Annotated in this window: 20 protein-coding genes; 13 read left to right on the top strand and 7 right to left on the bottom strand. The window is 38.6% G+C overall.

The window, feature by feature from the left end; all coding sequences use genetic code 11:
- Nucleotides 1-446: 446 nt before the first annotated feature.
- Together dnaJ and VJ937_RS05175 are read right to left on the bottom strand one after the other, a co-directional pair.
- A complete protein-coding gene (gene dnaJ / locus VJ937_RS05180) occupies nucleotides 447-1,601 on the bottom strand; it encodes a molecular chaperone DnaJ (protein ID WP_324065830.1) in 1,155 nt (384 codons plus the stop codon).
- A gap of 27 nt (nucleotides 1,602-1,628) precedes the next feature.
- Nucleotides 1,629-2,321 carry a nucleotide exchange factor GrpE gene (locus VJ937_RS05175; protein WP_324065829.1) on the bottom strand — a complete coding sequence of 231 codons (693 nt, stop codon included), beginning with the start codon at nucleotides 2,319-2,321 and terminating at the stop codon, nucleotides 1,629-1,631.
- A 189-nt stretch (nucleotides 2,322-2,510) separates the two neighbouring features.
- Here VJ937_RS05175 and VJ937_RS05170 point away from each other — a divergent pair, with 189 nt between their 5' ends.
- The 4 genes from VJ937_RS05170 to VJ937_RS05155 are packed head-to-tail and all read left to right on the top strand — an operon-like array spanning nucleotide 2,511 to nucleotide 6,498.
- Nucleotides 2,511-4,496, top strand: a complete 1,986-nt coding sequence (locus VJ937_RS05170) for an agmatine deiminase family protein (protein ID WP_324065828.1) — start codon at nucleotides 2,511-2,513, stop codon at nucleotides 4,494-4,496.
- A gap of 15 nt (nucleotides 4,497-4,511) precedes the next feature.
- Complete coding sequence (locus VJ937_RS05165) at nucleotides 4,512-5,120, top strand: rhomboid family intramembrane serine protease (protein ID WP_324065827.1); 609 nt, start codon at nucleotides 4,512-4,514, stop codon at nucleotides 5,118-5,120.
- An 11-nt stretch (nucleotides 5,121-5,131) separates the two neighbouring features.
- A complete protein-coding gene (locus VJ937_RS05160) occupies nucleotides 5,132-5,629 on the top strand; it encodes an HAD-IIIA family hydrolase (RefSeq protein WP_324065826.1) in 498 nt (165 codons plus the stop codon).
- A 5-nt stretch (nucleotides 5,630-5,634) separates the two neighbouring features.
- The gene (locus VJ937_RS05155) at nucleotides 5,635-6,498 is read left to right on the top strand and encodes an aminotransferase class IV (RefSeq protein ID WP_324065825.1); all 864 of its coding nucleotides are present in this window, start codon (nucleotides 5,635-5,637) and stop codon (nucleotides 6,496-6,498) included.
- Here VJ937_RS05155 and VJ937_RS05150 read toward each other — a convergent pair.
- The 3 genes from VJ937_RS05150 to VJ937_RS05140 form a co-directional block, all read right to left on the bottom strand.
- Nucleotides 6,495-7,082, bottom strand: a complete 588-nt coding sequence (locus tag VJ937_RS05150) for a YqgE/AlgH family protein (RefSeq protein ID WP_324065824.1) — start codon at nucleotides 7,080-7,082, stop codon at nucleotides 6,495-6,497. The genes VJ937_RS05155 and VJ937_RS05150 overlap by 4 nt on opposite strands.
- A gap of 105 nt (nucleotides 7,083-7,187) precedes the next feature.
- Nucleotides 7,188-7,751: an archaeosortase/exosortase family protein gene (locus tag VJ937_RS05145; protein WP_324065823.1), complete on the bottom strand. Its 564-nt coding sequence runs from the start codon at nucleotides 7,749-7,751 to the stop codon at nucleotides 7,188-7,190.
- A 131-nt stretch (nucleotides 7,752-7,882) separates the two neighbouring features.
- Entirely contained in the window at nucleotides 7,883-8,629 is a 747-nt protein-coding gene (locus VJ937_RS05140; RefSeq protein ID WP_324065822.1) for a hypothetical protein, read from the bottom strand.
- A 278-nt stretch (nucleotides 8,630-8,907) separates the two neighbouring features.
- On the opposite strand from VJ937_RS05140, the gene VJ937_RS05135 reads away from it, so the two are divergent.
- Nucleotides 8,908-9,759, top strand: a complete 852-nt coding sequence (locus VJ937_RS05135; RefSeq protein ID WP_324065821.1) for a UbiA-like polyprenyltransferase — start codon at nucleotides 8,908-8,910, stop codon at nucleotides 9,757-9,759.
- Here VJ937_RS05135 and VJ937_RS05130 read toward each other — a convergent pair.
- Complete coding sequence (locus VJ937_RS05130) at nucleotides 9,752-10,624, bottom strand: DUF3078 domain-containing protein (RefSeq protein WP_324065820.1); 873 nt, start codon at nucleotides 10,622-10,624, stop codon at nucleotides 9,752-9,754. The two genes, VJ937_RS05135 and VJ937_RS05130, sit on opposite strands and share 8 nt — an antisense overlap.
- Nucleotides 10,625-10,879: 255 nt before the next feature.
- Between VJ937_RS05130 and VJ937_RS05125 the strand changes: the two genes are divergently transcribed.
- Together VJ937_RS05125 and VJ937_RS05120 are read left to right on the top strand one after the other, a co-directional pair.
- Nucleotides 10,880-12,256, top strand: a complete 1,377-nt coding sequence (locus tag VJ937_RS05125; protein WP_324065819.1) for a tryptophanase — start codon at nucleotides 10,880-10,882, stop codon at nucleotides 12,254-12,256.
- Between the two features lie 134 nt (nucleotides 12,257-12,390).
- Complete coding sequence (locus VJ937_RS05120; RefSeq protein WP_324065818.1) at nucleotides 12,391-14,430, top strand: PAS domain S-box protein; 2,040 nt, start codon at nucleotides 12,391-12,393, stop codon at nucleotides 14,428-14,430.
- A 103-nt stretch (nucleotides 14,431-14,533) separates the two neighbouring features.
- Here the strand turns inward: VJ937_RS05120 and VJ937_RS05115 are convergent, their stop codons facing one another.
- Entirely contained in the window at nucleotides 14,534-15,796 is a 1,263-nt protein-coding gene (locus VJ937_RS05115) for an adenylosuccinate synthase (protein ID WP_324065817.1), read from the bottom strand.
- Nucleotides 15,797-16,156: 360 nt separating this feature from the next.
- On the opposite strand from VJ937_RS05115, the gene VJ937_RS05110 reads away from it, so the two are divergent.
- The 6 genes from VJ937_RS05110 to VJ937_RS05085 all read left to right on the top strand — a co-directional run bounded on the left by VJ937_RS05110 (nucleotide 16,157) and on the right by VJ937_RS05085 (nucleotide 23,521).
- Nucleotides 16,157-17,977 (top strand): dipeptidase, encoded by a 1,821-nt coding sequence (locus VJ937_RS05110; protein WP_324065816.1) that lies wholly within the window; start codon nucleotides 16,157-16,159, stop codon nucleotides 17,975-17,977.
- 130 nt (nucleotides 17,978-18,107) lie between these two features.
- On the top strand, nucleotides 18,108-19,469 hold the full coding sequence (gene purB / locus VJ937_RS05105; RefSeq protein WP_324065815.1) for an adenylosuccinate lyase: 1,362 nt from the start codon (nucleotides 18,108-18,110) through the stop codon (nucleotides 19,467-19,469).
- Between the two features lie 11 nt (nucleotides 19,470-19,480).
- Nucleotides 19,481-21,052, top strand: coding sequence for a glycosyltransferase family 39 protein (locus VJ937_RS05100; protein WP_324065814.1), 1,572 nt, complete (start codon nucleotides 19,481-19,483; stop codon nucleotides 21,050-21,052).
- Nucleotides 21,009-21,755 carry a GIN domain-containing protein gene (locus tag VJ937_RS05095; RefSeq protein WP_324065813.1) on the top strand — a complete coding sequence of 249 codons (747 nt, stop codon included), beginning with the start codon at nucleotides 21,009-21,011 and terminating at the stop codon, nucleotides 21,753-21,755. Before VJ937_RS05100 ends, VJ937_RS05095 begins: the two co-directional genes overlap by 44 nt.
- A complete protein-coding gene (locus tag VJ937_RS05090; protein WP_324065812.1) occupies nucleotides 21,748-22,869 on the top strand; it encodes an acyloxyacyl hydrolase in 1,122 nt (373 codons plus the stop codon). The genes VJ937_RS05095 and VJ937_RS05090 overlap by 8 nt, the downstream gene beginning before the upstream one ends.
- Before the next feature lie 88 nt (nucleotides 22,870-22,957).
- On the top strand, nucleotides 22,958-23,521 hold the full coding sequence (locus VJ937_RS05085) for a SiaB family protein kinase (protein WP_057952200.1): 564 nt from the start codon (nucleotides 22,958-22,960) through the stop codon (nucleotides 23,519-23,521).
- Nucleotides 23,522-23,539 lie beyond the last annotated feature (18 nt).

The following is a 23,539-nucleotide window of genomic DNA, read 5'->3' as shown; positions in this document are numbered from 1 at the left end:
AAATGAGCATAGCTACCATCCAGGCGGCAGCAAAGATTCCAAAATTTCTTAAATAGTGCATAGTCCGGTATTTTTTTAAGGCGTAAAGCTACAAAATTTAAATGAATTGGGTTGCTACTAGCGAAACTCCGCAAGGATTTATTTTTTCGCGATGAAGCTTCTCTGGAAATTGAGGTTAACACCAACTTAGGAAATCACCTGTTTTAATTAGTGCCTGCAAGAAAACTCCAATAACTGCGTTATGACCATTTTGAAAACAGTCACTTACGAAAGTAAACTCCTTGATTTTCAAAATGGTCAAGCCTTGTTCTTGAAGTTTTATTACTAGGCACACCCAAAAACAGGTAGTTTTCTTGCTGAGACTAGTTGGAAATGAAACATAAAAAACCGGCGCTCAACTCTGAGGCCGGTTTTTTTAGTTTTATTTAGCAGTTTGGTGGGCCCTATTATCCAAAATAGTCTCTCATGCGCTCAAATATGCTTTTTTCTTTCTTTTTGGGTTGCGGTTTAAAATTATCAGATTCTTTCAGCTTCTCAATAATTTTGCGCTCTTCGCGGCTGATTTTTTCAGGCATCCAAACGTTAATCTGAACTAACATGTCTCCACGTCCGTAGCCATTAACCTGGGGGATGCCTTTGTTTCGAAGTCTGAGGATTTTGCCAGATTGTGTGCCCGGGTCAATTTTGATTTTAACCTTGCTTTCTACAGTCGGAATTTCGGCGGTAGTGCCCAGTATAGCATCTGGCATGCCAATGTAAAGGTTATAAATCAGGTCGTTGCCATCGCGTATGAAATCTTCGTTTTCTTCTTCTTCAATTACTACCATCAGGTCCCCGGGAATGCCACCTCTGCGTGCTGCATTACCCTTGCCATTGACATTAAGCTGCATGCCTTCGGTTACACCTGCCGGGATTTTTATGCTGATTACCTCTTCATCTTTTACAATGCCTTCACCGTAGCAGGTTGTACATTTATCTTTAATGATTTTTCCTTCGCCACCACAAGTGGGGCATGCTCCCGTGGTTTGCATTTGGCCAAGAAAAGTATTAGAAACTCTTGTAACTCGGCCACTTCCGTTACATGTGTTGCATGTGCTGAAAGCGCCGTTTTTTGCACCAGAGCCGCTACAGGTTTTACATTCGGTGTATTTTTTAACTTTTACCTTTTTCTCAACTCCATTGACCATTTCCTGGAGTGTTAGTTTAACACGAATGCGAATGTTTGAGCCTTTATTTACCCTCTGTCTACTACGTCCACCGCCAAATCCTCCGAATCCGCCAAAATCGCCGAATCCAAAGGCATCTCCAAAGATATCGCCAAATGAACTGAATATATCATCCATACTCATGCCGCCACCGCCGAATCCACCGGATCCTTTGACGCCGTCATGGCCAAATTGATCGTATCGTTGTCGTTTAGTGTCGTCACTTAATACCTCATAAGATTCCGCTGCCTCCTTAAATTTATTTTCGGCTTCTTTGTCATCCGGGTTTTTGTCCGGGTGATACTTAATAGCCATTTTGCGGTAGGCTTTTTTAATTTCTTCTTTTGAGGCATCGCGTGAAACACCTAATACTTCGTAGTAATCTCTTTTACTCATAATCCTTACTTTCTGTAATTGCGCTGCTTATTCTCCAATGACAACTTTAGCAAATCTAATTACCTTATCGTTAAGTTTATATCCTTTCTGAATAACATCTACCACTTTCCCTTTCAGCTCTTCTTTAGGTGCAGGGATTTTTGTCATTGCTTCGTGCACATCTGTGTCGAATTCCTGGTGCATGGCATCAATTTCTGAAACACCTTTTTGCTTAACGAATTCTTTAAATTTTTGGTCAATTAACTGCATCCCAGCCTTAATGGCATCTTTATCTTCGGCAGCTTCAATGGTTTCAATTGCCCGGTCCATATCGTCAATAACCGGAAGCATATCTTTCAATACATCTTCACCTGCTGATTTTAGTAAGTCAGCTTTTTCTTTGATGGTGCGTTTGCGGTAATTGTCGAATTCAGCCTGCAATCTCACGTAGCGATCGTTTAATTTCTCAACTTGCTCGCCAAGCTCCTGTATTTTTTCTTCTTTAGGATCTTTTTTCTTTCCTTTTTTGTTGCCTTTTGCCTTGCTGTCTTTTGTCGATTTTTTATGATCTTTTGTTTCCTCTTCTTTTTCAGAAGATTCTTTATTTTCGTCTTTATTATCTTCTACAGCTTGTTGTTCTTCGTGGGTTTTGGATTGATCCCTGGCAGAAGTTTCTTGTTTACCATTACTGGCTTGTTGCTGCTTTTTTTCTTCTTCTTTTTGCTTCGATTTATCTACCATAATGATATCTTCTTTGTTTTAGTACCATTGCAGGTTATCAAAAGCCCTGCCAAAGCAAAATGCTTTTGTCATCTTGTCAGAAGTGGTAAGAAATGGCTGATTTTAAGAAGTTAGGTGACAAGCTGTCCCGTTTGCAAAACTCGATATTTTTTGGTTATTTCACTTGATTATTTCACAAATTAAAAAGCTATGAGAACTATTATCGCCATCGTTATGATTACTATGGGGTTAGCCGCCTCGGCCCAGACCTTGCCCCACAAAATGACCAAAGCCGAGAAAAAAATAATGCCCGTTTATCTGGAGAATATTCAATCCAGGGGAGAGACCACGCCTCCTGAGTTTCCGGTGAGAGCTGCTGCAGAGTGGGAAGAGATGCAGGGTGTGGTAATATCCTGGCAAAGCTTTCCTGGTATATTAACTGAGATTGTACGCCACAGTGTCGATCAGGGAAAGGTTTATATCGTAACTACTAATTCTTCCTCAGTTTCTTCGACCCTTACAAGTGAGGGAATAGCCCTGGATAGCGTTGATTTTCTTAATGAATATGCCAATAGTATATGGATTCGCGATTATGGACCCAGTAATGTTTACAAAAATAATGTTGACTCATTGATATTTGTAGATTGGATTTACAACCGTCCCCGACCTGATGATGATGCAATTCCGGCTGCCCTTGCCAATGAGATGGGTATTCCTTTGTATGAAAATACCACTGAACCATATGATCTTGTCGGAACTGGTGGTAATTTCATGAGTGATGGTTTTGGACTTGGGTTTTCTTCAGAACTTATTGTTGAAGAGAATCCCGGACATACAGAGCAGGAAGTACGGGATATTGTGCAGGCTTTTATGGGGATTGATGAGTATGTGCTTATGGAAACATTGCCATACGATGGAATACACCACATTGATATGCACATGAAGTTGCTCGATGAGGAGACCCTTCTGGTTGGCCAATACCCCGATGGTGTGGCTGATGGCCCGCAAATAGAGGCAAACCTGCAATATGTATTAAATAATTACCAAACCGTTTTCGGAACACCATTTAATGTTGTACGCATACCGATGCCACCCGATGCGTATGGTAATTATCCCGATGATTGGGGCGATTACAGAACATATACAAACGCCTTAATTTTGAATGAGCTGGTGTTGGTTCCGATATATGGCGCTGATACCGATGAAGAAGCATTGAATATTTATCGTGAGCATATGCCGGGATATGAAGTTGTGGGAATTGACTGCGACGATATTATTGGCCTGAGTGGAGCAATTCATTGTATTACACATGAGCTCGGTGCTCATAATCCGTTGTTGATCTCACACCGAAAGCTGAAAACAGCGGATGCCGTAAGTCGAAACCATGAGGTTACCGGTTATTTTGAACATAAATCAGGTATTGAGAGTGCAACTGTAATGTATCGTACCGATACAACAGCCGCTTTTACCCCTTTAAGCATGGCCCAAAATATAGATTCTACAGAGCTTTGGCATGCACAGATTCCCGTTGAGGCTAAAGCCGACTCTGTAATTGTGCAATATTACCTGAAAGCAACCGCCAACAGTGGAAAAGAACAGGTTAGACCAATGACTGCGCCTGAAGGCTACTGGACTTACAGCCTTGATACTGCTGGCAATATGCTGCCGGTTGCTAATGCCGGTGCTGATCAATCGGTTGATGCCGGGACAGTTGTTCAGCTTGATGGAACTTCATCATACGACCCTGATGGAGATGATATGACCTATAGCTGGTGGACCAATGCTACAATAGATTTAATTGGTGAAACTACAGCAACGCCCACATTCGATGCTCCGGAAGTTACAACTGATACTACATTGCAGGTTTATTTAGAAGTAGCCGATCAGGTTGGTTCATCTGAAACTGATACAGTAAATATTACTGTAAATGCCGGCATATCTGTTAAGGAGTTAAATGCAGCCAAATCATGGAAAGTTTTTCCAAATCCTGCAACATCTGACGTACTTATTGCGTTTGATGAGCAAACTCCAAATATGGTTCGCATAGTAAATGCAAACGGCGGCGTTGTAATGTCTGAGCCATTATCTGGTAGTAGTATTTATAAATTGAAGACTAATAGTTTTACATCGGGCTTGTATTTAGTACAGGCGATATATGAAAACCACGTTTCAACAAAAAGATTAATCATAAAATAAAACAAATAATTTTAAATGACGCTATTTATAATTGTTATCACTGCAGTTGTATCTGTATATGCTTTTCAACGACCCGAGATTATGTACAGATATAACTTTTCACCTTACCAGGTTATAAAAAGAAAAGAGTATTATCGGTTATTTTCACATGCGCTTTTGCATGTAGACTGGATGCATTTAATTATTAACATGCTCGTGCTCTATTCTTTTGCAAATGTGCTTATATTCTTTTTTAATCATTATTTTGCTTTTATGCCCGCCGGCCTGTTATTCCTGATCTTTTATGTGCTGGCCATATTGGCATCGAGTCTGGTGAGTTTGTTCAAGCAAAAAGACAATTATAGCTATAGTGCAGTAGGGGCATCTGGTGCCGTTTCTGCTGTGGTGTTTGCATGTATATTTTTTGCACCGCTGGAAAAAGTACTGTTTTTTGGCGTATTGCCCATACCCGGGATTGTTTTTGGAATTGCTTACCTGGCGTATTCATATTATATGGGGAAAAAGAATGTAGATAATATTGGTCACGATGCACACTTCTGGGGTGCAATATTTGGATTTCTTTTCCCGCTGGTACTTGAACCACGTCTGATAAATGTATTTTTAAATCAATTGCTTAATTGGTAATTTGTTGATTAATGAAAGCAAGAGCCGTTTTTTTCGATCGTGATGGTGTGATCAATAACAATGCAAACCATTACTATGTATTCAGACCAGCTGATTTGGAGCTGAATCCCGATATAGGGCAATGCATCCATAAAATTAATGAGGCCGGTTATAAAGTTATTGTTATTAGCAATCAGGGTGGTATCTCAAAGGGGCTTTATGATTCGGTAGATGTGGAAACTGTACATGCTGAAATACAGCGGCAGTTGCAGCATTATAATGCCAAAATTGACGACTTTTTTTATTGTCCGCATCACGATAAGCTTGAAAAATGCCTGTGTCGAAAACCAGATACACTTTTGATTGAAAAGGCCGCTGCCTTGCATAATATAGATTTTTCCACTTCATTCCTAATTGGTGATAGTCAACGAGACATTGAAGCAGGGGAACGTGCAGGTATTAAAAGTTTTAAATTGGAAGCTAATACTTCAACGATAAAAATTATAAATCAGATTCCTGATGTAAATTAGTTTTTATGGAGCTTAACTATCATTGGTTATGTGTTGATGGTGAGTGGGTTAGGCGAGAAGTTGCTTTACCGGTTCAAAATCGTGCTTTTCTATATGGCGATGGTGTTTTTGAAACCATGCGCACATTAGGAGAAGATATAGTTTTTGCTGAAACTCATTTCGAACGACTGGCTAATAGTCTGGATTTGCTTGACATTCCACTTCATACTGATTTGCAGATTGATGGGTTGCGAAAGCTGGTAGCCCGGTTCATTCATAAAAACAAATGGTACAAAGGTGCAAGGTTAAGACTTACGGTTTATCGGGTAGGAGCGGGCAGATATACTCCTCAAAATAATGAGTCGGGCTTCTTGCTTGATGGTGAGCCTTTTGATAATGAGCCTTTTTATCCCTTTGTGGGAACCGGTAAGTTACTTACTGCATTTTCGGAGATGAAAAAACCTTTGAACAGACTGGCATCTTTAAAGACTACAAGTAGTATTTTTTATGTACTTGCAGGTAAGTTTGCTAAAGCACACGGGTTTGATGATTGCTTTATAATGAATGAACGGGATGACATTATTGAGACAGTGAACTCAAATGTTTTTTTGGTTGCAGGTAACCAGGTTATTGCGCCCGGTGTGTCTAACGGTGCCCTGGATGGCACTATGCGAAAGCAGGTACTAGATTTATTAGCTGATACAAATTATAAAATAACGGAGCGGGGCATTAATGAGGATGATTTACAGAAAGCCGATGAGGTTCTGTTAACCAATGCTGTGCAGGGCATCAACTGGGTAAAAGGATACAAAGAACGACGCTATTATCATCGCTTTGGTGCAGAGCTGTCTGAAAAGTTGAATTTGAAAATTGTAAATCGACAATTTTAGTTCCATGCCGGATTTTCCGGTACGTTCAGCCATGGTTTAAAAGCCTCCCCGAAGTGGGCCACGGTATTGTACCACATTCCGGGGTCGTTATCGAGAATTTCGGTGTTTTGCAGGTTTGTAATTTTCCAGTAATTATTATCAATTTCTGTTTCCAGTTGCTTTGGTTTCCATCCTGCATATCCTATGAAGAATTTCACATGACGCTGATCAACGAGGCCCAAAGAAACCAGTTGCTGGAGTTTTTTGAAGTTACCACCCCAAAATAAACCATCATTTACCTCCTTTGTACCTTCGATTTGTTGCCCCAGGGTGTGTATAAAATGCACCGAGTTGGTCTCCACTGGTCCGCCAATAGATATGTTTGTGTCAATATTCGGGAAGTCTTTCATTAAATCACTCAAAGCCATTTTTACCGGTTTATTTAGAATGAAGCCCACTGTACCCTTATCGTTATGCTCTGTAATGAGCACGACAGATTTACTAAAATGCGGATCTCTGGAAAATGGCTCTGAAACCAATACCGATCCTGCTTTTATCTTTTTGGGGTCTTCTTTGAAACTAAATATGTTGGTTTTAGAGTACATAACTGTCTATTTTTTCCAAAATATTAACAAACTTTATTCCACTTCTGTTTAAATTGATATGTGTAAATTAATGTATATGTTTGTTTTATATTTGATTATACGATATTATGCAGTGTGGGTTGTGTGTGACAGAATGTCACTTTTTAAACTCTCTAACCAAAACAGCCAAAGCAGAAGCACTGTGCCGTAAACAAACCAGATGGTGCCCTGGGCATGAATAATTTCAAAGGATTGTGGGTTATGATAATTACTTATGCCAATAATTGCAGCCCGCAATACGTTGCTGAATTCAATAATGATAATTCCCAGGAGTATGAACCAGGATTTATTTATGGGCTTACCAGGGCTGATTAACAGAAATACAGAAAACCAAATGATTTGGCGATAGCCCAGACAGCCAAATGCAAAATAAATTCCATTCGACTTTGTAAATAAAATGCTTGGTTCCTTCAAAGTAACTTCATAGCCATTGACCTCTATTATCGAGGCAGTGATGGTTGCAAGTAAATTGCTAAATCCTTCGGTAAAAGCTGTGTCTTTTATGGGAGTCGAAAAGAAGGGGAAATCCATTAATAAGGCAGAAGCAATGGCTCCGGCCAAAAAAGCAAATGCTATACGCCAGTTAAAACCTGACCTCAGGTAATTTTTTATTGTTTTTGTTCTATTCAATATAGGTTTTCATTGGTTATTAAAGTGCAGTTAAATATAATGTTAAAATTTGTGCTTGTATAATAAAAAAGACCATTTCGGGAACCTAATGTTCAGATTCGCGAAATGGCCTTCTTGAAATTAAAAGTCCTTTATCGTTCCCTGCTTTTTGATGGTTTTGATTTTGTCCGTTTCGAATTAGACGAGCCACTCCTTCTGGTGCTTCGGCTCTTCGATTGGTTTATTCGTTTCGAATTTATTTTTGCTGGAACTGTTTTATGCTTGAACGTTCGGATACCTGAGTTGTTTGGCTGGCTGTAGTCATATCTCTTTTTTGTGGCTTCTCGTTTCGCTCTCACTTTCCCTTCATTGATGTCATAGTTAAAAGTTCTGACCTTTACTTTGTTTATTGGGTCCTTGAGGTCTTTTTGCAGTTCCTGTACTTGCTTAATGTTGCTTGCATAATGAGCACCTCCTGCTGTCCTGTTGACAGTACTTTTTGACTTACCCGGTTCAAGTTGAATCGTAAGCGCAGAAGGGTAGTATTTACCTAGGTACTGAGTAGCGACAAATCTGGCCATTTCATAATTATCCTCCGTCAGGTAAAAATATTCGTATAATTCAGGGTTTCTGAATTTATACCAGAATTTTTGTGTAAACCAATAGTAGTAATCGGCCCAGGATTCTATCTGGAAATAATCAGTTCCGTTGGCAAAGAATGTTTTGCCATCGTACACATTTGATAGGGAATCGCTATACTCTCCAAAACCTGTAATTACTGGCGTTGGGCTTGTTTGAAATACTGTTGGGTTTGACCACTGTTTGTAATCAATAATTTTTTGTCCAAAAAGGCTCAGTGAAAAGATGATTACAAGGCAGGTAATAAGCAATTTTTTCATATGTTTATAATTTTGATTTTAATTGTCATATGGAGCTCGCCATGATGTTTCAATTACACTTCACATGGTCTGTTAGCTTCCTTATAATCATGTGCGTGTGTGACAAAAATTTGGTCATGGCTCGGTTCATAGTATTTTATTTTTAATTACTAACAATGTAGCAAAATCTATCAGGAAAATCAAATTTTTTTAGTGAAGCAGACCTCTAAACTAGAGGTGTTAGTTTTTTTAGGATGTGTAAAAGTTGCTATTTTTACGCAAGTTTTAAATCTTGCTTTATGCAAAAGTTTCTTTCACTCGTGAAGTTTGCCCATACTGTTTTTGCTATGCCATTTGCATTGGTTGGATATTTTATGGCTGCCGTATATTTTGATGGGGGCTTTAATTGGCTCGACCTGTTGAAAGTATTGCTTGCAATGGTATTTGCACGCAATGCTGCTATGGGTTTCAATCGGTATATAGATCGCAATATTGATGCGCAAAATGTCCGTACAGCTTCCAGAGAAATACCTTCAGGGGCAGTTTCGGTTCAGGCCGCAGGTTGGTTTGTGATTATTAATGTATTGGCATTTATTATTACCACATGGTTTATAAATTTGCTTTGTTTCTATCTGTCATTTGTAGCCATAGCCGTGGTACTGGGATATAGCCTTACCAAAAGATTCACCTGGCTTTGTCATTTTATCCTCGGATTAGGTTTGTCGTTGGCGCCCATTGGTGCCTTTTTAGCGGTTACAGGCACTTTTCATCTGGTACCGGTTATGCTGTCAGTAGCTGTGCTATTGTGGGTAACCGGCTTCGATATTATTTATGCCCTGCAAGATGATAATTTTGATAAAGCGCAGGGATTGTTCTCAATACCCTCATATTTTGGTAGAAAAAACGCCTTGTGGATTTCCAGGGCGATACATCTATTTTCTGGGGTAATTATTATACTGATTGGAACCTGGCTTAACCTTACCTATATTTATTTCATTGGTGCCGGTATTTTTGTTTTGTTGCTACTATACCAACATTTGATAGTCAAGGTTTCAGATTTGTCCAAAGTTAATTTAGCTTTTTTTACCACAAATGGCATTGCAAGCATACTTTACGCTGCCATTACAATATTCTCATTTTTTATTATTTGATGCTGTAGGCTATACCAATACCAAGGGTCTCTTTTACCTGCCAGTATTGGGAAACATTTTGGTCATATACAAAATGTGTGAACAGTACAGTTTTGATAAAATCATTGGCCTTAAAGGTTATTGTTGATTGCCAGTCAATATCAATGTTTTCAGGGTGGTCAAAATAATTGTTAAATAGTTCGAGTGATGTGTTAATACTGACATTTTTAATCAGTTCCTTTTTGAATTTTATTCGAATGTATGCACCCATCTCTGCTCTAAAGTTTTTATCGCCATCTATACCAAAAGTTTCGGGATTGTATTTTACAGTATCTGTCATAAAAGTTGCTTTCCCTGAAAGCGGCGATATCATGGCACTTAATATTTTATCGTATTTGTATTCAAAACCTGTTGCAACAACCAGATGGCCAGGGTTAAGGAATCGACTTATTGCTATACTATCGTTCCCGCTACCGTAGTCGAAACCCTTAAGAAATTGTGTTTTGAAGTTAATGATGTTTGAAAAAAAGATGTTGCGATTCGATATATCATATCCAAATTTACTATTGAATTCAAATATATCTTCTGTTTTTCTCATGTCCTGATCTCCCTGCTGAGTGCCACCTAGTTTATAATTAAAACTGTTTTCCCATGACGCACGTTTTTTATCGTAAGATATGGTGTAATCGTTTAAAAGCAATGTACTTAAGAAATTTTCACCACCTTGTGACCAGTTTTCCAGAAATCCTTGTGTGAAATTTAGGCTCGATTGACCTTCGAATGTCCATACAGTGTCTTTTTTTTGCTCAACTGTTTTTGCTGTGTCTTGCTGGCCATATGAAATAATTACTGCCATTGTGAGCATAATAGTTGTAAGTAGCTTCATGATAATTCTTTTTCTAATTCTCGGGTTTTAAAAGCATTACCAACAAAAATATGGATTTTAAGTTTAATATCTTTGAAAAAAAGTAACAAATCAATAATTTTGCTTTCAAATATGGATGTGAAAAATGACATAACCGTTCTGGCTGCCACGCGCTATTTGAATATTAAGCGCCGCGATGTTTTTCACTATTAGTAGTTTTTCTCCCTCCGATTATTTTCTTATCAAAAAATTATAAACTTATAAAATATCATAATTATGGATATTCCATTTGCTGAATCCTATAAAATAAAAATGGTGGAGTCGATCCGTAAAAGCACACGCGAAGAGCGTGAAAATTGGATAAAAGACGCACGATATAATTTATTTAATCTTAAAAGTGAGCAGGTTTATATCGATTTACTTACCGATTCCGGAACCGGTGCCATGAGCGACCAACAATGGGCTGCTATGATGACTGGCGACGAGTCGTATGCCGGAGCAAGGAGTTATTACAACATGAAAAAGGCGCTCAAAGATATTCTGGGTTTTGATCATTTCCTACCAACTCATCAGGGACGCGCTGCTGAAAATGTGCTTTTCTCTGTTTTGGTTAAATCCGGAGATATTGTTCCGGGCAACAGCCATTTCGATACAACCAAAGGACATATTGAGTTTCGGAGTGCACATGCCATAGACTGCACCATTGACGAAGCTTTTGATCCTGAAAATGAGCATCCTTTTAAAGGTAATATTGACTTAACCAAGCTGGAGGATGTACTGAAAGATACCCCCCGGGAAAAAATACCATTTATTGTGGTTACACTGACCAACAATACTGCTGGCGGGCAGCCTGTTTCAATGGCCAACATTAAGGGAGTGGCTGAAATGGCTGATAAATATGGAGTGAAACTGCTGTTTGATTCTGCACGTTTTGCAGAAAATGCCTACTTTATTAAAACTCGCGAGCAGGGATATGCAGACAAGTCCATTAAAGAAATTGTTTTGGAAATGTACCAGTATGCCCACTATGCCACAATGTCGTCAAAAAAAGATGCCATAGTTAATATGGGTGGTTTTGTCTGTTTCAGAGATGAAGAAGTTTTTAAAAAGGCTTCGACTTATAATATTATGTTCGAAGGCTTTATAACATATGGAGGTATGAGTGGCCGCGATATGAATGCGCTTGCTGTTGGGCTCGACGAAGGAACCGAATTTGAATACCTCGAAACCCGTATCAGGCAGGTAGCTTATTTGGGGCAAAAGCTTGATGAGTATAACGTTCCATATCAGCGTCCGGCTGGCGGACATGCTATATTTATTGATGCCAGAAAGGTTTTGCCAAATGTGCCAAAAGAGGAATATATAGCGCAAACCCTGGGAATTGAATTATATCTTGAGGCTGGAATAAGAGGTGTAGAAATTGGAACTCTGTTGGCTGACCGTGATCCCGATACGCGCGAAAACCGTTACCCCAAAATGGAATTACTGCGTTTGGCCATCCCCAGAAGGGTGTATACCAATAACCATATAGATGTAATTGCTGCTGCTGCTAAAAATGTTTATGACAGGCGGCATACAATTGCCAAAGGCTACAAAATAAAGAATGAAGCCCCAATAATGCGCCACTTTACAGTTGAGCTGGAGAAGGCATAAGATTATTATTAAAAAAATTGAACGGCCACTATGGACTTTCCATGGTGGCCTTTTTATTCCCGGGTGAGCTATGTATTTAATTTAATATTTTTATATTTATAGTTTAGGTTCAGCTGAAAATAACTCCGGTAGTTATGATGGAAAAGTTAAATGAAATACTGAAACAGTTTAGCGAGGAACGTAATAGTGCGCTTTATAAAACTGTTGAGGAGTTTGCCCGAACAGCATCAGGTAATGGCGATTCAATAACGCAAATTGATTACAAGCGTGTTTTTAGCGAAAGTAAAACAATAGGTTTACTTATTGACTCTGCAACTGGAAATATCCTTGATGCCAATGACGGAGCTCTAAATTATTACGGTTATAGTGCGCGGGAAATGCTGAGTATGAAAATATCAGAAATTAATATTTTAAGTGAAGATGAAATAGCAGCTGAAATCCAGAAAGCTAAAACTCAGAAAAGAAATTACTTTTTATTCAGACACAGGTTGAAAAATGGGGAAGTAAGGAATGTGGAAGTCTACAGTCATCCTGTTAATACAAAAACAGGAATAATTTTGCATTCAGTAATATTTGATATTGAAGAAAAGGTAAAAGCAAGATACGAAGCAAATCGCTTTCAGACAGCTGTAGAACAAAGTCCTACATCTGTAGTAATTACTGATTTGGATGGCACAATTGAATATGTAAATCCGAAATTTGCTGAATTAACAGGTTACACAGTTGAAGAAGCAATAGGAGAGAATCCCAGGATATTGAAATCAGAAAAAACATCACCGGAAGTCTATAAAGAAATGTGGGAAACTATTGCCAGCGGCAATGTATGGACCGGTGAGTTTATCAATAAACACAAAAACGGCACACATTTCTGGGAACGAGCTACAATGGCACCTTTGTTTCAGGAAGGTAAACACATAGGTTATATTGCTATAAAGGAAAATATTACAAGCAGAAAAGAAGATGAGTTCAGGGTTGCTGAATTAAATCATGAACTGGAAGTTAATTTGGAAGAACTAAATTCTGCTTATGAAGAATTAAACGTAATAAACGAAAAACTTAATGAGAGTAATGAGATACTGAAGACAGAGCGGGAACAGTTTCTCTCACTCTTGAACAGCATTACAGAGCCTATCTATGTGGCAGATAAGCATACCTATGAAATATTATTTGCTAATCAGGCTGTTAATGAGGTTGTAGGACACAATATTTCGGGTGAAAAATGCTTCAGGGCTTTGCAAAACAACGATGAACCCTGTTCTTTTTGCAAACATGATGAAATTTTCACAAAAAATAAGTCATGTTATTGGGAGCACTTTAACGAATCGCTAAAAAAAGACTTTTATATAATTGATCGCCCAATAAGATGGGTTGATGGCAGGCAGGCCCATTTTCAATTGGCGATTGATGTTAGTAAATTAAAGGAAGTCGAAAAAGAATTGAGGCAGGCAAAGCAGGATCTTACCAATCGAAGCAAAGAACTCGAAGAATTAAATGCCACAAAAGATAAATTCTTTTCAATAATATCGCATGATTTGAAAAATCCTTTCAATGCGATTATGGGTTTCTCTAATTTTTTATACACCAAAATTGATAAATACGATAAAGAAACGATAAAGCAATATGCTGGTAATATTTATAAATCAAGTAGAAACTCATATAAATTGCTTCAGAATTTGCTAGAATGGGCTGGTTCGCAGATGAACCGCACAAAATTTGATCCTGGTCTATTTAAACTATCCCATTTAGTTGATGAATGTATAACCGGACTCTACAGTCAGATATTAGAGAAAAACATACGCACTGATGTGCAGATCCCGCCTGAACTTGAAGCATATGGAGATGTCAATATGATTAATACCATCTTGAGAAATTTAATATCAAATGCAATTAAGTTTAGCCATAAAGGTGGTAAAATAGAGATAGGCGCTTTGGAAAAAAATAAAAACATAATTATATCGGTGAAGGATTTTGGGGTAGGAATGCCAAATGAAACCCAGAAAAAACTTTTTAAAATTTCTGAAAAGGTTACAACACCTGGCACAAACCAGGAAAAAGGAACCGGATTAGGCTTGCTTTTGAGCAAAGAATTTATAACTAAGCACGGTGGCAAAATTAAAGTACAAAGTCAAGAGGGTAAGGGATCTGAATTTTTTGTGTATCTGCCCAGACCCTGAATTTTTTCGGATAGCTTTTTTTTCTTTGGGCTTAGATATGGCGATTGTTAAGGCATAATTTTAGAATATGCCAATTCAGATACCTTCAACGCAATTACTTTGCTTACTTCATGTAAATGGTTGCGTCGCGGTCTGGTCCAACAGAGACAATGCTTACAGGCACATTAATGTAGTCTTCAATAAATTTTAAATAATCATTGAATGCCCCGGGCAATTCCTCTGGTTTGCGCATTTCTTTAATCTGTGTATTCCAGCCTTTTAGTTCTGTGTAAACGGGTTCTATTGGGGTGTTGATGTCAAAAGGTAGTTCTGTAGTCTCTTTACCATTTATTTTGTAGGCTGTACAAATTTGAATTGTCTCAAATTCATCCAGCACGTCTGCTTTGGTCAGAATAATTTCAGTTACGCCATTTAGCATAACCACATACTTTAGCGCTACCAAATCGAGCCAGCCACATCGGCGCGGGCGACCAGTTGTTGAACCGTATTCGGCACCTTTGTCTCTAAGTTGCTGCCCGTCATTATCATGTAGTTCTGAAGGGAATGGACCCGATCCCACTCGTGTGCAGTAAGCCTTAACAATACCAATTACATTTCCAATTGTTTGTGGCGCAATACCCATCCCTGTGCATGCTCCACCTATGGTTGTGTTGGAGGAAGTAACGAAAGGATAGGAGCCAAAGTCTACATCGAGCAGTGTGCCCTGAGCACCTTCTGCCAGTATTTTTTTGTCCTGTTCAATATATTGGTTGATACGATATTCGGAATTTACCAACTCAAAATTTTTCATGGTTTCAATGGCTTCAAACCATGCTTTTTCATCTTCCTTAAGGTCATATTCAAAATCATACTGGCCCAGCAACAGCTCATGCTTGGCTTTAAGCCTTTCATATTTTTGCTTAAAGTCGGCTGTTTCTATGTCACCAACGCGTAGCCCGTCACGACCAATTTTATCGCGATACGTTGGCCCGATGCCGCGTAAAGTCGATCCAATTTTTTCTTTGCCTTTTGCAGCCTCAATGGCGGCATCCAGTATGCGATGCGTTGGTAAAATTAAGTGCGCTTTGCGCGATATGAGCAGTTTGCTTTCGGGATCAATACCAAGTTTTTTTAGATTGTAAATCTCATCCATGAATTTTACGGGATCAATGACTACTCCATTACCAATAAGGTTAATGCTATCATGAAAAATGCCTGAAGGTATGAGATGTAAAATGTGCTTTTTACCATGGAATTCCAACGAGTGACCTGCATTTGGTCCTCCCTGAAAACGGGTTATTACATCATACCTGGGTGTGAGCAAATCCACACCTTTTCCTTTTCCTTCATCGCCCCATTGCAGGCCAAGTAGCACATCAATTTTCATGTCAAAAGATTTTACAATTTCTTACAAATGCTGGTTGCGCCGGATGTCCGGCCAAAAAATATGCACAAATCCCGCCTTAATCCGGATTTTGTGCAATGCTGTGCTAAGATACGGTTTTTTTCAAAATATTAAACAGGAATATCTCGCTATTTTTTTTAAGAAAAATGAATTCCCTGCTTTTTTTTGGGCTGCTGCTGATTATGCTTACTATTGAAAATATTTGTTGAATGTGCGTGAGGTTATTTTGTAGGGTAGAAATTTTATGTCCATATCTGCACACTTATCTTCTGAGATAAGGTATTGATAATATTTTTTCTATTTTTGTTGCTATTGACATTATAAACAATTAAATATAGACCAATGAGAAGAACAATTATTGCATCGATTCTGGCCCTTTTTGTTACGGCCTTTGCCTTTTTGCCGGCTGATGCCTGTACCAATTTCCTGGTAACCAAAGGTGCTTCTACCGATGGTTCTAACATTATTAGTTATGCCGCAGATTCCCATGTACTTTATGGTGAATTGTATTTCAGACCAGCTGCCGATTATCCAAAGGGCAGTAAAGTAAAAGTTTATGAATGGGATACCGGGAAATATCTTGGAGAAATTGACCAGGTTGAACATACTTATGCTGTGGTCGGAAATATGAATGAACATCAATTGGCAATTGGCGAAACAACTTATGGTGGAAGGAGCGAACTTCGCGATACAACCGGGATCATTGATTATGGCAGCTTAATTTACCTAACGCTTCAACGTGCCAAAACGGCTCGCGAAGCCATCAAAACAATGGTTGAACTAACCTCAGAATATGGATATTATAGTTCCGGTGAATCATTATCTATTGCTGATAAGAATGAAGTATGGATCATGGAAATCATTGGAAAAGGACCGGGAAACAAGGGTATTGTTTATGTAGCCCGCCAAATCCCTGATGGTTATGTGTCGGCTCATGCCAACCAGGCGCGTATTACCACTTTTCCCATTCAGGAAAAAAATGATTGGTTCAATAAAGAACAAACTACTTTTCATTCACCTGACGTAATTTCTTTTGCTAAAGAAAAAGGTTACTATGAAGGTGAAGATAAGGATTTTAGTTTCTCAGATGTTTATGCTCCCCTGACTTTCGGCGGAGCCCGTTTTTGCGAAATGCGTGTTTGGTCATTTTTCAAAGATATCAATCCCGACATGGAACAATACTTTGATTATGCCAGTGGTAAAATAGAGAAAAACGAGCAAGGTATTGCAACCAACCGCATGCCACTGTGGATTAAACCAGAGAATAAATTGTCTGCGCACGATGTACAGGATTTTATGCGCGACCACCTCGAAGGTACACCACTGGATATGCGCAAAGATATTGGAGCAGGTCCATTTGAGCGTCCATATCGCTGGCGTCCGTTAACCTGGGAAGTAGATTCAGTTGAGTATTGCAATGAAAGGGCCACTGCTACGCAGCAAACCGGGTTTTCTTTTGTAACACAGTCACGTAGCTGGTTGCCCGATCCAATTGGTGGAATTAACTGGTTTAGCGTTGATGATGCTGCTACATCAGTATATGTGCCTTTTTATGCCGGAATGAAAAAAGCTCCTGAGGCTTTTCGCGAAGGCAACGGAAGTATGTATGAATGGTCAGAAACATCCGCGTTCTGGATTTTTAACATGGTGTCGAACTTTGCATATTTGCGTTACAATATGATTGAACCTGATATTCGCGAAGCTATGAACGAATTAGATGAGAAGTTCAAAAAAGAAGTGGCTGAAATCGATCAAAAAGCCAAAGCGCTTTACCAAAGCTCGCCATACAGAGCTACAAAAATGGTTTCTGATTATTCTATCAATGCCGGTCAATACACATTTGAGCGTTGGAAAGAGCTATTTCAATTCATAATGATGAAATATGTTGATGGAAACGTTAAGAAAGAGGAAAATGGTGAATTCCTGACTAACGGCACCGGAGTTATTGATCTAGAACAACCAGGATACCCGGAGTGGTGGTACCGTACAGTGGTTGAAAAAACAGATGATCAATTCCTTGTATTGGGTCAGGATAATGTACCTGAGAAAAAAGAAAAAGCTGCTATGGTAAACATTAGCAAAACCAATATGAATATTATGATTGGTGCCATTATTATTTTGGCCCTGATTGTATTGGTTATGCTATTCCGCAGGAAACGATAAATCATACTTTAAGAATGTAGAAAGAGGCTGCTCTAAAAAGGCAGCCTTTTTTATTGATGCATTGCTTTTACTTATGCAGACTTGTAATTCTGCCGATTAATTTTCTATTTTTGTGCAAAAACTACTGAATATGGAAAAATCCGCACTTATGGCCGTTTCGCCTATTGATGGACGCTATCATGTTAAAACTAAGGGTTTACAGGAGTACCTGTCGGAATATGCTATTATAAAATATCGTGTATGGGTAGAAATTGAATATTTCATTGCCTTGTGCGAATTGCCTTTGCCCCAGTTAAAAGATTTTGATCATAATTTGTTCGATAATTTGCGGATGCTATATCAAAGCTTTACACCGGAAGAAGCTGCACGCGTTAAAGAGATTGAGCGTACTACAAATCACGATGTGAAAGCCGTCGAGTATTACATTAAGGAACGCCTTCAGGGGCAAAATATCGATCAATACCTGGAATTTATTCATTTCGGACTTACTTCGCAGGATATCAATAATACAGCTTTTCCGGCAGCTATGAGAGATGCTGTAAATAAACTCTATTATCCGCTGCTCGAAGGTTTAATGGAAGAACTTGAAGACAAGGCAATTCTTTGGAAAGACCGTACTATGCTGGCCCGTACACATGGTCAACCTGCCTCACCAACAGCACTGGGAAAAGAGATCAGGGTGTTTATAGAAAGGGTATTTAAACAATACAATTTATTGAAAGAGATACCTGCCAATGCAAAATTTGGCGGGGCGACGGGTAATTTTAATGCACATTACGTGGCTTATCCTCATATCGATTGGGTGGAGTTTGCCAATGCCTTTGTAAGTAAACACCTTGAGCTGGAACGGTTGCAGACTACCACACAGATATCTCATTATGATGATATGGGTGCCATATTCGATATTCTAAAACGGATAAATACCATATTAATTGATTTTAGCCGTGATATGTGGCAATATATTTCTATGGATTATTTTAAGCAGAAAATAAAAGCAGGTGAAGTAGGATCTTCTGCAATGCCACATAAAGTTAATCCCATTGATTTTGAAAACGCAGAGGGAAATCTTGGTGTAGCTAATGCATTGTTCGAGCATCTCTCTGCCAAATTGCCCATTTCAAGGTTGCAGCGCGATTTGACAGATTCTACCGTAATTCGGAATATTGGTGTTCCTATTGCACATACTATTATTGCTTTACACTCGCTGCTTAAAGGAGTCGATAAACTCATACTTAACGAGCAGAAACTTGATTACGACCTTGAAGAAAATTGGGCTGTAGTGGCAGAAGCCATTCAAACCATTCTCCGTCGCGAAGGAGTTGAGAAACCATATGAAAAATTAAAAGATCTTACACGTAAAAATGAAAAAATAACCCAGGAATCGATTCATGCTTTTATCGATCAGTTGGGGGTGAACGATCAGGTGAAAAATGAACTGAAAAAAATTACACCCTTTAACTATGTGGGTAATATTCAACCATCCAAAGCATAACCCAAAAGTCTATGAGAAGTTTTACCAGCATATGGTCACGTAAGCCGCTAAGGGTAATTATATTAATAGCCCTGGCTTTCAGGTTGTTGGCTGTAATATTTTCTCAGGGATATGCTGTGCACGATGACCATTTTATGGTTATAGAGACTGCTCAGGCCTGGATTGATGGTACAACCTACCAAAATTGGCTGCCATCGCATGATGATGAGTTTACAACCGGACCAATTGGTAATAGTTTTACTTATGTGGGGCTGCATTATCTTCTTTTCAGCGGCTTTGAAGCCATTGGAATTATGAATGCAAACTCAAAAATGCTTATTATCAGGCTGCTGCATGCCTTGTTTTCGCTTCTGGTGGTGAATTATGCTTACCGAATTACCCACCTGGTAAGCAATAAAGATATGGCGCGTTATGTGGGATTGCTTATCGCAACTTTTTGGATTTTACCATTTGTAAGTGTGCATAATCTGGCAGAATTTTTCGCTGTCCCCTTTCTAATGCTGGCAATATGGTTTATGCTTAGGCCGCAATATCGCGACAAACCATTAAAATGGGCCTTCCTTTCCGGATTAGTGCTTGGAATTGCATTTTCCATATGGTTTTTCATTTTTATATTTATTGGGGGTTACTTTATTGTGTTGGCTACCAGGAAGCGCTGGAGGGTAATGCTTGTCGCATTTTTGGGTTTGATGATATCTGCAGGAATTTTACAGGGCGTAGTCGATTATTATATTTGGCAGCAACCTTTTGCTGAATTTACTACCTTTTTGAGCAAACTCGAGATTCCATTTACCAAACCCAATCGAACAATATTTTCCATGTATGTGGTTATGCTGCTGGTCGTAATGATCCCACCTATCAGTGTTTTTTGGTTAATGGGATGGTTCAGAAGTGCAAAGTTGAATTTAATGTTGTTCTTACCTGCATTCCTCATGTTCCTCTATTTCTCATTCTCAATACAACAACATGAGCGTAATATAATGGCAGTATTCCCATTTATTGTCATAGCAGGTGTAATTGGATGGAATCAGATTTTGCAAAAGTCAGTTTTCTGGAATAATCATCCGGGTTTATACCGTAGTATGGTCATATTTTTTTGGGTAATAAATTTTGCAATGATATTGCCGGTATCAACAATGTATTCTAAGCGCTCTCCTGTTGAAAGTATGCTCTTTCTGCAAAAACATAAAAACGAGATTTCTGATATTCTGATAGAAGACTCAAACCGGGAGTCTGTAAAATCCATGCCGCTATTTTACATGGAGAAATGGATTAATATGTACAAACTGCCCGATTATAAGGAATATGCTGAAGATATTGAACTTGAGCAACGGTCAAATTATGAGTTTGTTTTATCTACACCGCGCTATTTCATGAACGATACAGCTAAGATCCCTGATTATGTTTTGTTTGTAGGACAAAAGCGACTCGATGAAAGGATTCAACGGTTAAAACCATATATTCCTGACCTTATTTATCAAAAAACAATTAAGCCTGGTCTGCTGGACCAATTGCTTTATAAATTGAATCCAAAACATAATGTCAATCAAAGTATCTATATTTACGAAGTTCAGCAGGGTTAGTGCTTTACTTTTAGTTTTCTGGGCGTTGTCATCATGTGATTTGATTTATGATGAGGGAGACTGGACCGGCGAACAAAGAAATATCGGCGATTATCAGAAGGTTGTTCTAAATAGTATTGCAAACGTATATTACCATTACAGCGATACGCCTGCAATAAAAGTATATTATTACGCCAAACACCTGTCAGACATAACTACTAATCTTGAAAACCAAAGAATAACCATCGATAATAAATTTGGGGGGCAGTGGTACACCGACTTGCGACTACCCGAAATACATTTATATAATAATTCTGTAAACTATGTAGATATTAAAGAGGCAGGGGCCTTTTTTTGTAAAGATACCATTCAGGTCAATAATTTTAACTTTTATATGCATGGCGATGTTTTCGAGGCTAAAATGATGCTGGATGTCAATAAGGCCAAGGTTGATGTGTATAATTCAGTTGGACTGATGGAGATATCTGGGGTTTGTAATAAGCTGGAAATGTACAACAAGGGAGAAACACAGATAGACGCTATTGATTTTAAAGTAAAAAATGCATACATTATTCAGCAGTCTGTCATGGATGTGTCTTCCTGGGTTTCTGATAGTTTATATTATCGCATTATCAGAAATGGTAATATTACAGTAAAGGGTAATCCGGTTCATGAAGGTGAAATATTGGGAAATGGCGAACTTATACTAATTGAGGATGAGTAATAAATTATATATAATTCTCATTTTATTTTTTATCATTGTTCAAGGCAAAGCTCAACAAGCTATAAGCCTTTCAGACAGGTTTTTTATTGATGCTGAACTTTTAACCGGAAATACCTGGGCACATCATAAAGCCATTAATTATTTATTGGAATATCCCCCGGCTGGAACCAATTTCAAGATTGGCCTGAATAGTGATGGTTCACGCGACTGGCACATTGACCTTAATTATCCGAGATATGGAGTGGGATATCAATATGCCAGACTTGGTAGCGATATTCTGGGCAATTCTCATGCGCTGTATCTATTTATTGGATCTGATTTTTTGAACGGTAAACGTTGGAGTTGGCATTATGATTTAGGTGCAGGAGTTGGATTTATTGACAATCCTTATGATGAAGAAAAAAATCCCCTGAATATTGTCAACGGGTCGGTTACGAATGCTTTTTTAAGAGTAGCCACAGGAGTTGGCTATAAAATTTCTGCCAGACATAATGTGGGTATTAACGGTGGGCTTTTTCATTTATCAAATGGGAATAGCTCTCTGCCCAATTGGGGAATCAATACTTTATATCTGTCGTTAAATTGGGAGTACCTTTTTTCTGATTCTTTGCAACTTAACCATAAGACAAAAAGCCCAACTAAACAATTAAGAATAACAGCATATGGCAGTGGCGGTTACAAAGAAGAGCGTCCGGTTGATCGCATAAAGTATATTGTAAGCGACTGGCACATTAACGTGTGGCGGAAATATCGGCCAGGGTTTTCTTATGGCGCAGGCCTTTCTCTGTTTTACGATGGTGCATCAAAGAAAATGCTTTGGCGGTCAGATTATGAAGGAAAAATTCCGCTAAGTGAGTTTGATGTCAAAGCTTATGAATACTGGTCGCTTGGGGCGCAGGCCGGCTATATGCTCAATATGCATCCGGTATATTTTTCTTTTGAGTTTGGTGTGTATTTATATTCAGCCGTAAATCGCGACATTTATAACCGCTGGCTGCTCGAAGTGCTCGTAACAGATAATCTGAGGGTTTATGGGGGTCTGAAATCCCGATTTGGAAAAGCAGACTTCGTTGAATATGGAGTAGCCTACGATATTCTGAAAATTAATCGTTAAAAAAAACGGATCAACGGTAATTTTTTGTTGGATGAATTGAAAAATTTGTATTTTTACAAATATTCATAATAATAAGCGTAATGATACTATGAGTACAAAATTCAATTTCATTAAAACAGTACTTTCCCTACATGATGAAATGATTTCAAACGGATTCTCTCTTGTTTACGAAGGTGAATTCAGCCATGATATAATGAAAATGTTTACCTCTATGGCTGACCAAAATATGGAAAAAGCCAATGAAGACAGGGCAATTCGTCGTAAAGTATTTCATGTAATGGTTGAAACTCTTCAGAATATGACCAAACATTCTGATGAACACGATCCTGATGATAGAATTGGTAATGGTATGTTCATTGTTGGGAAAACCGACGAGCATTGGAATATTATTACTGCCAATAAAATCTATAAAGAACGTATAGACGAACTGAAGCAATCTATTGATGAGATCAACAACATGACCAAAGAGGAGCTAAAAGCGCTGTACAAAAAACAGATCCGCGAAGGGGCTCTGTCAGATAAAGGTGGCGCCGGCTTAGGGTTAATTGATATTGCAAGGAAAACAGGTGAGCGCCTTGATTATCAGTTCCTTCCTTTAGATGATAACGAGAGCTACTTTTTCTTGTTAAAAGTGAAAATTAGAACCAAATAAATCGTAATTCTGAGCTTT

The organism is Salinivirga sp. (assembly GCF_035268865.1).
Classification (GTDB): Bacteria; Bacteroidota; Bacteroidia; order Bacteroidales; family Salinivirgaceae; genus Salinivirga.
This window is presented reverse-complemented; position numbering and strand designations above follow the sequence as displayed.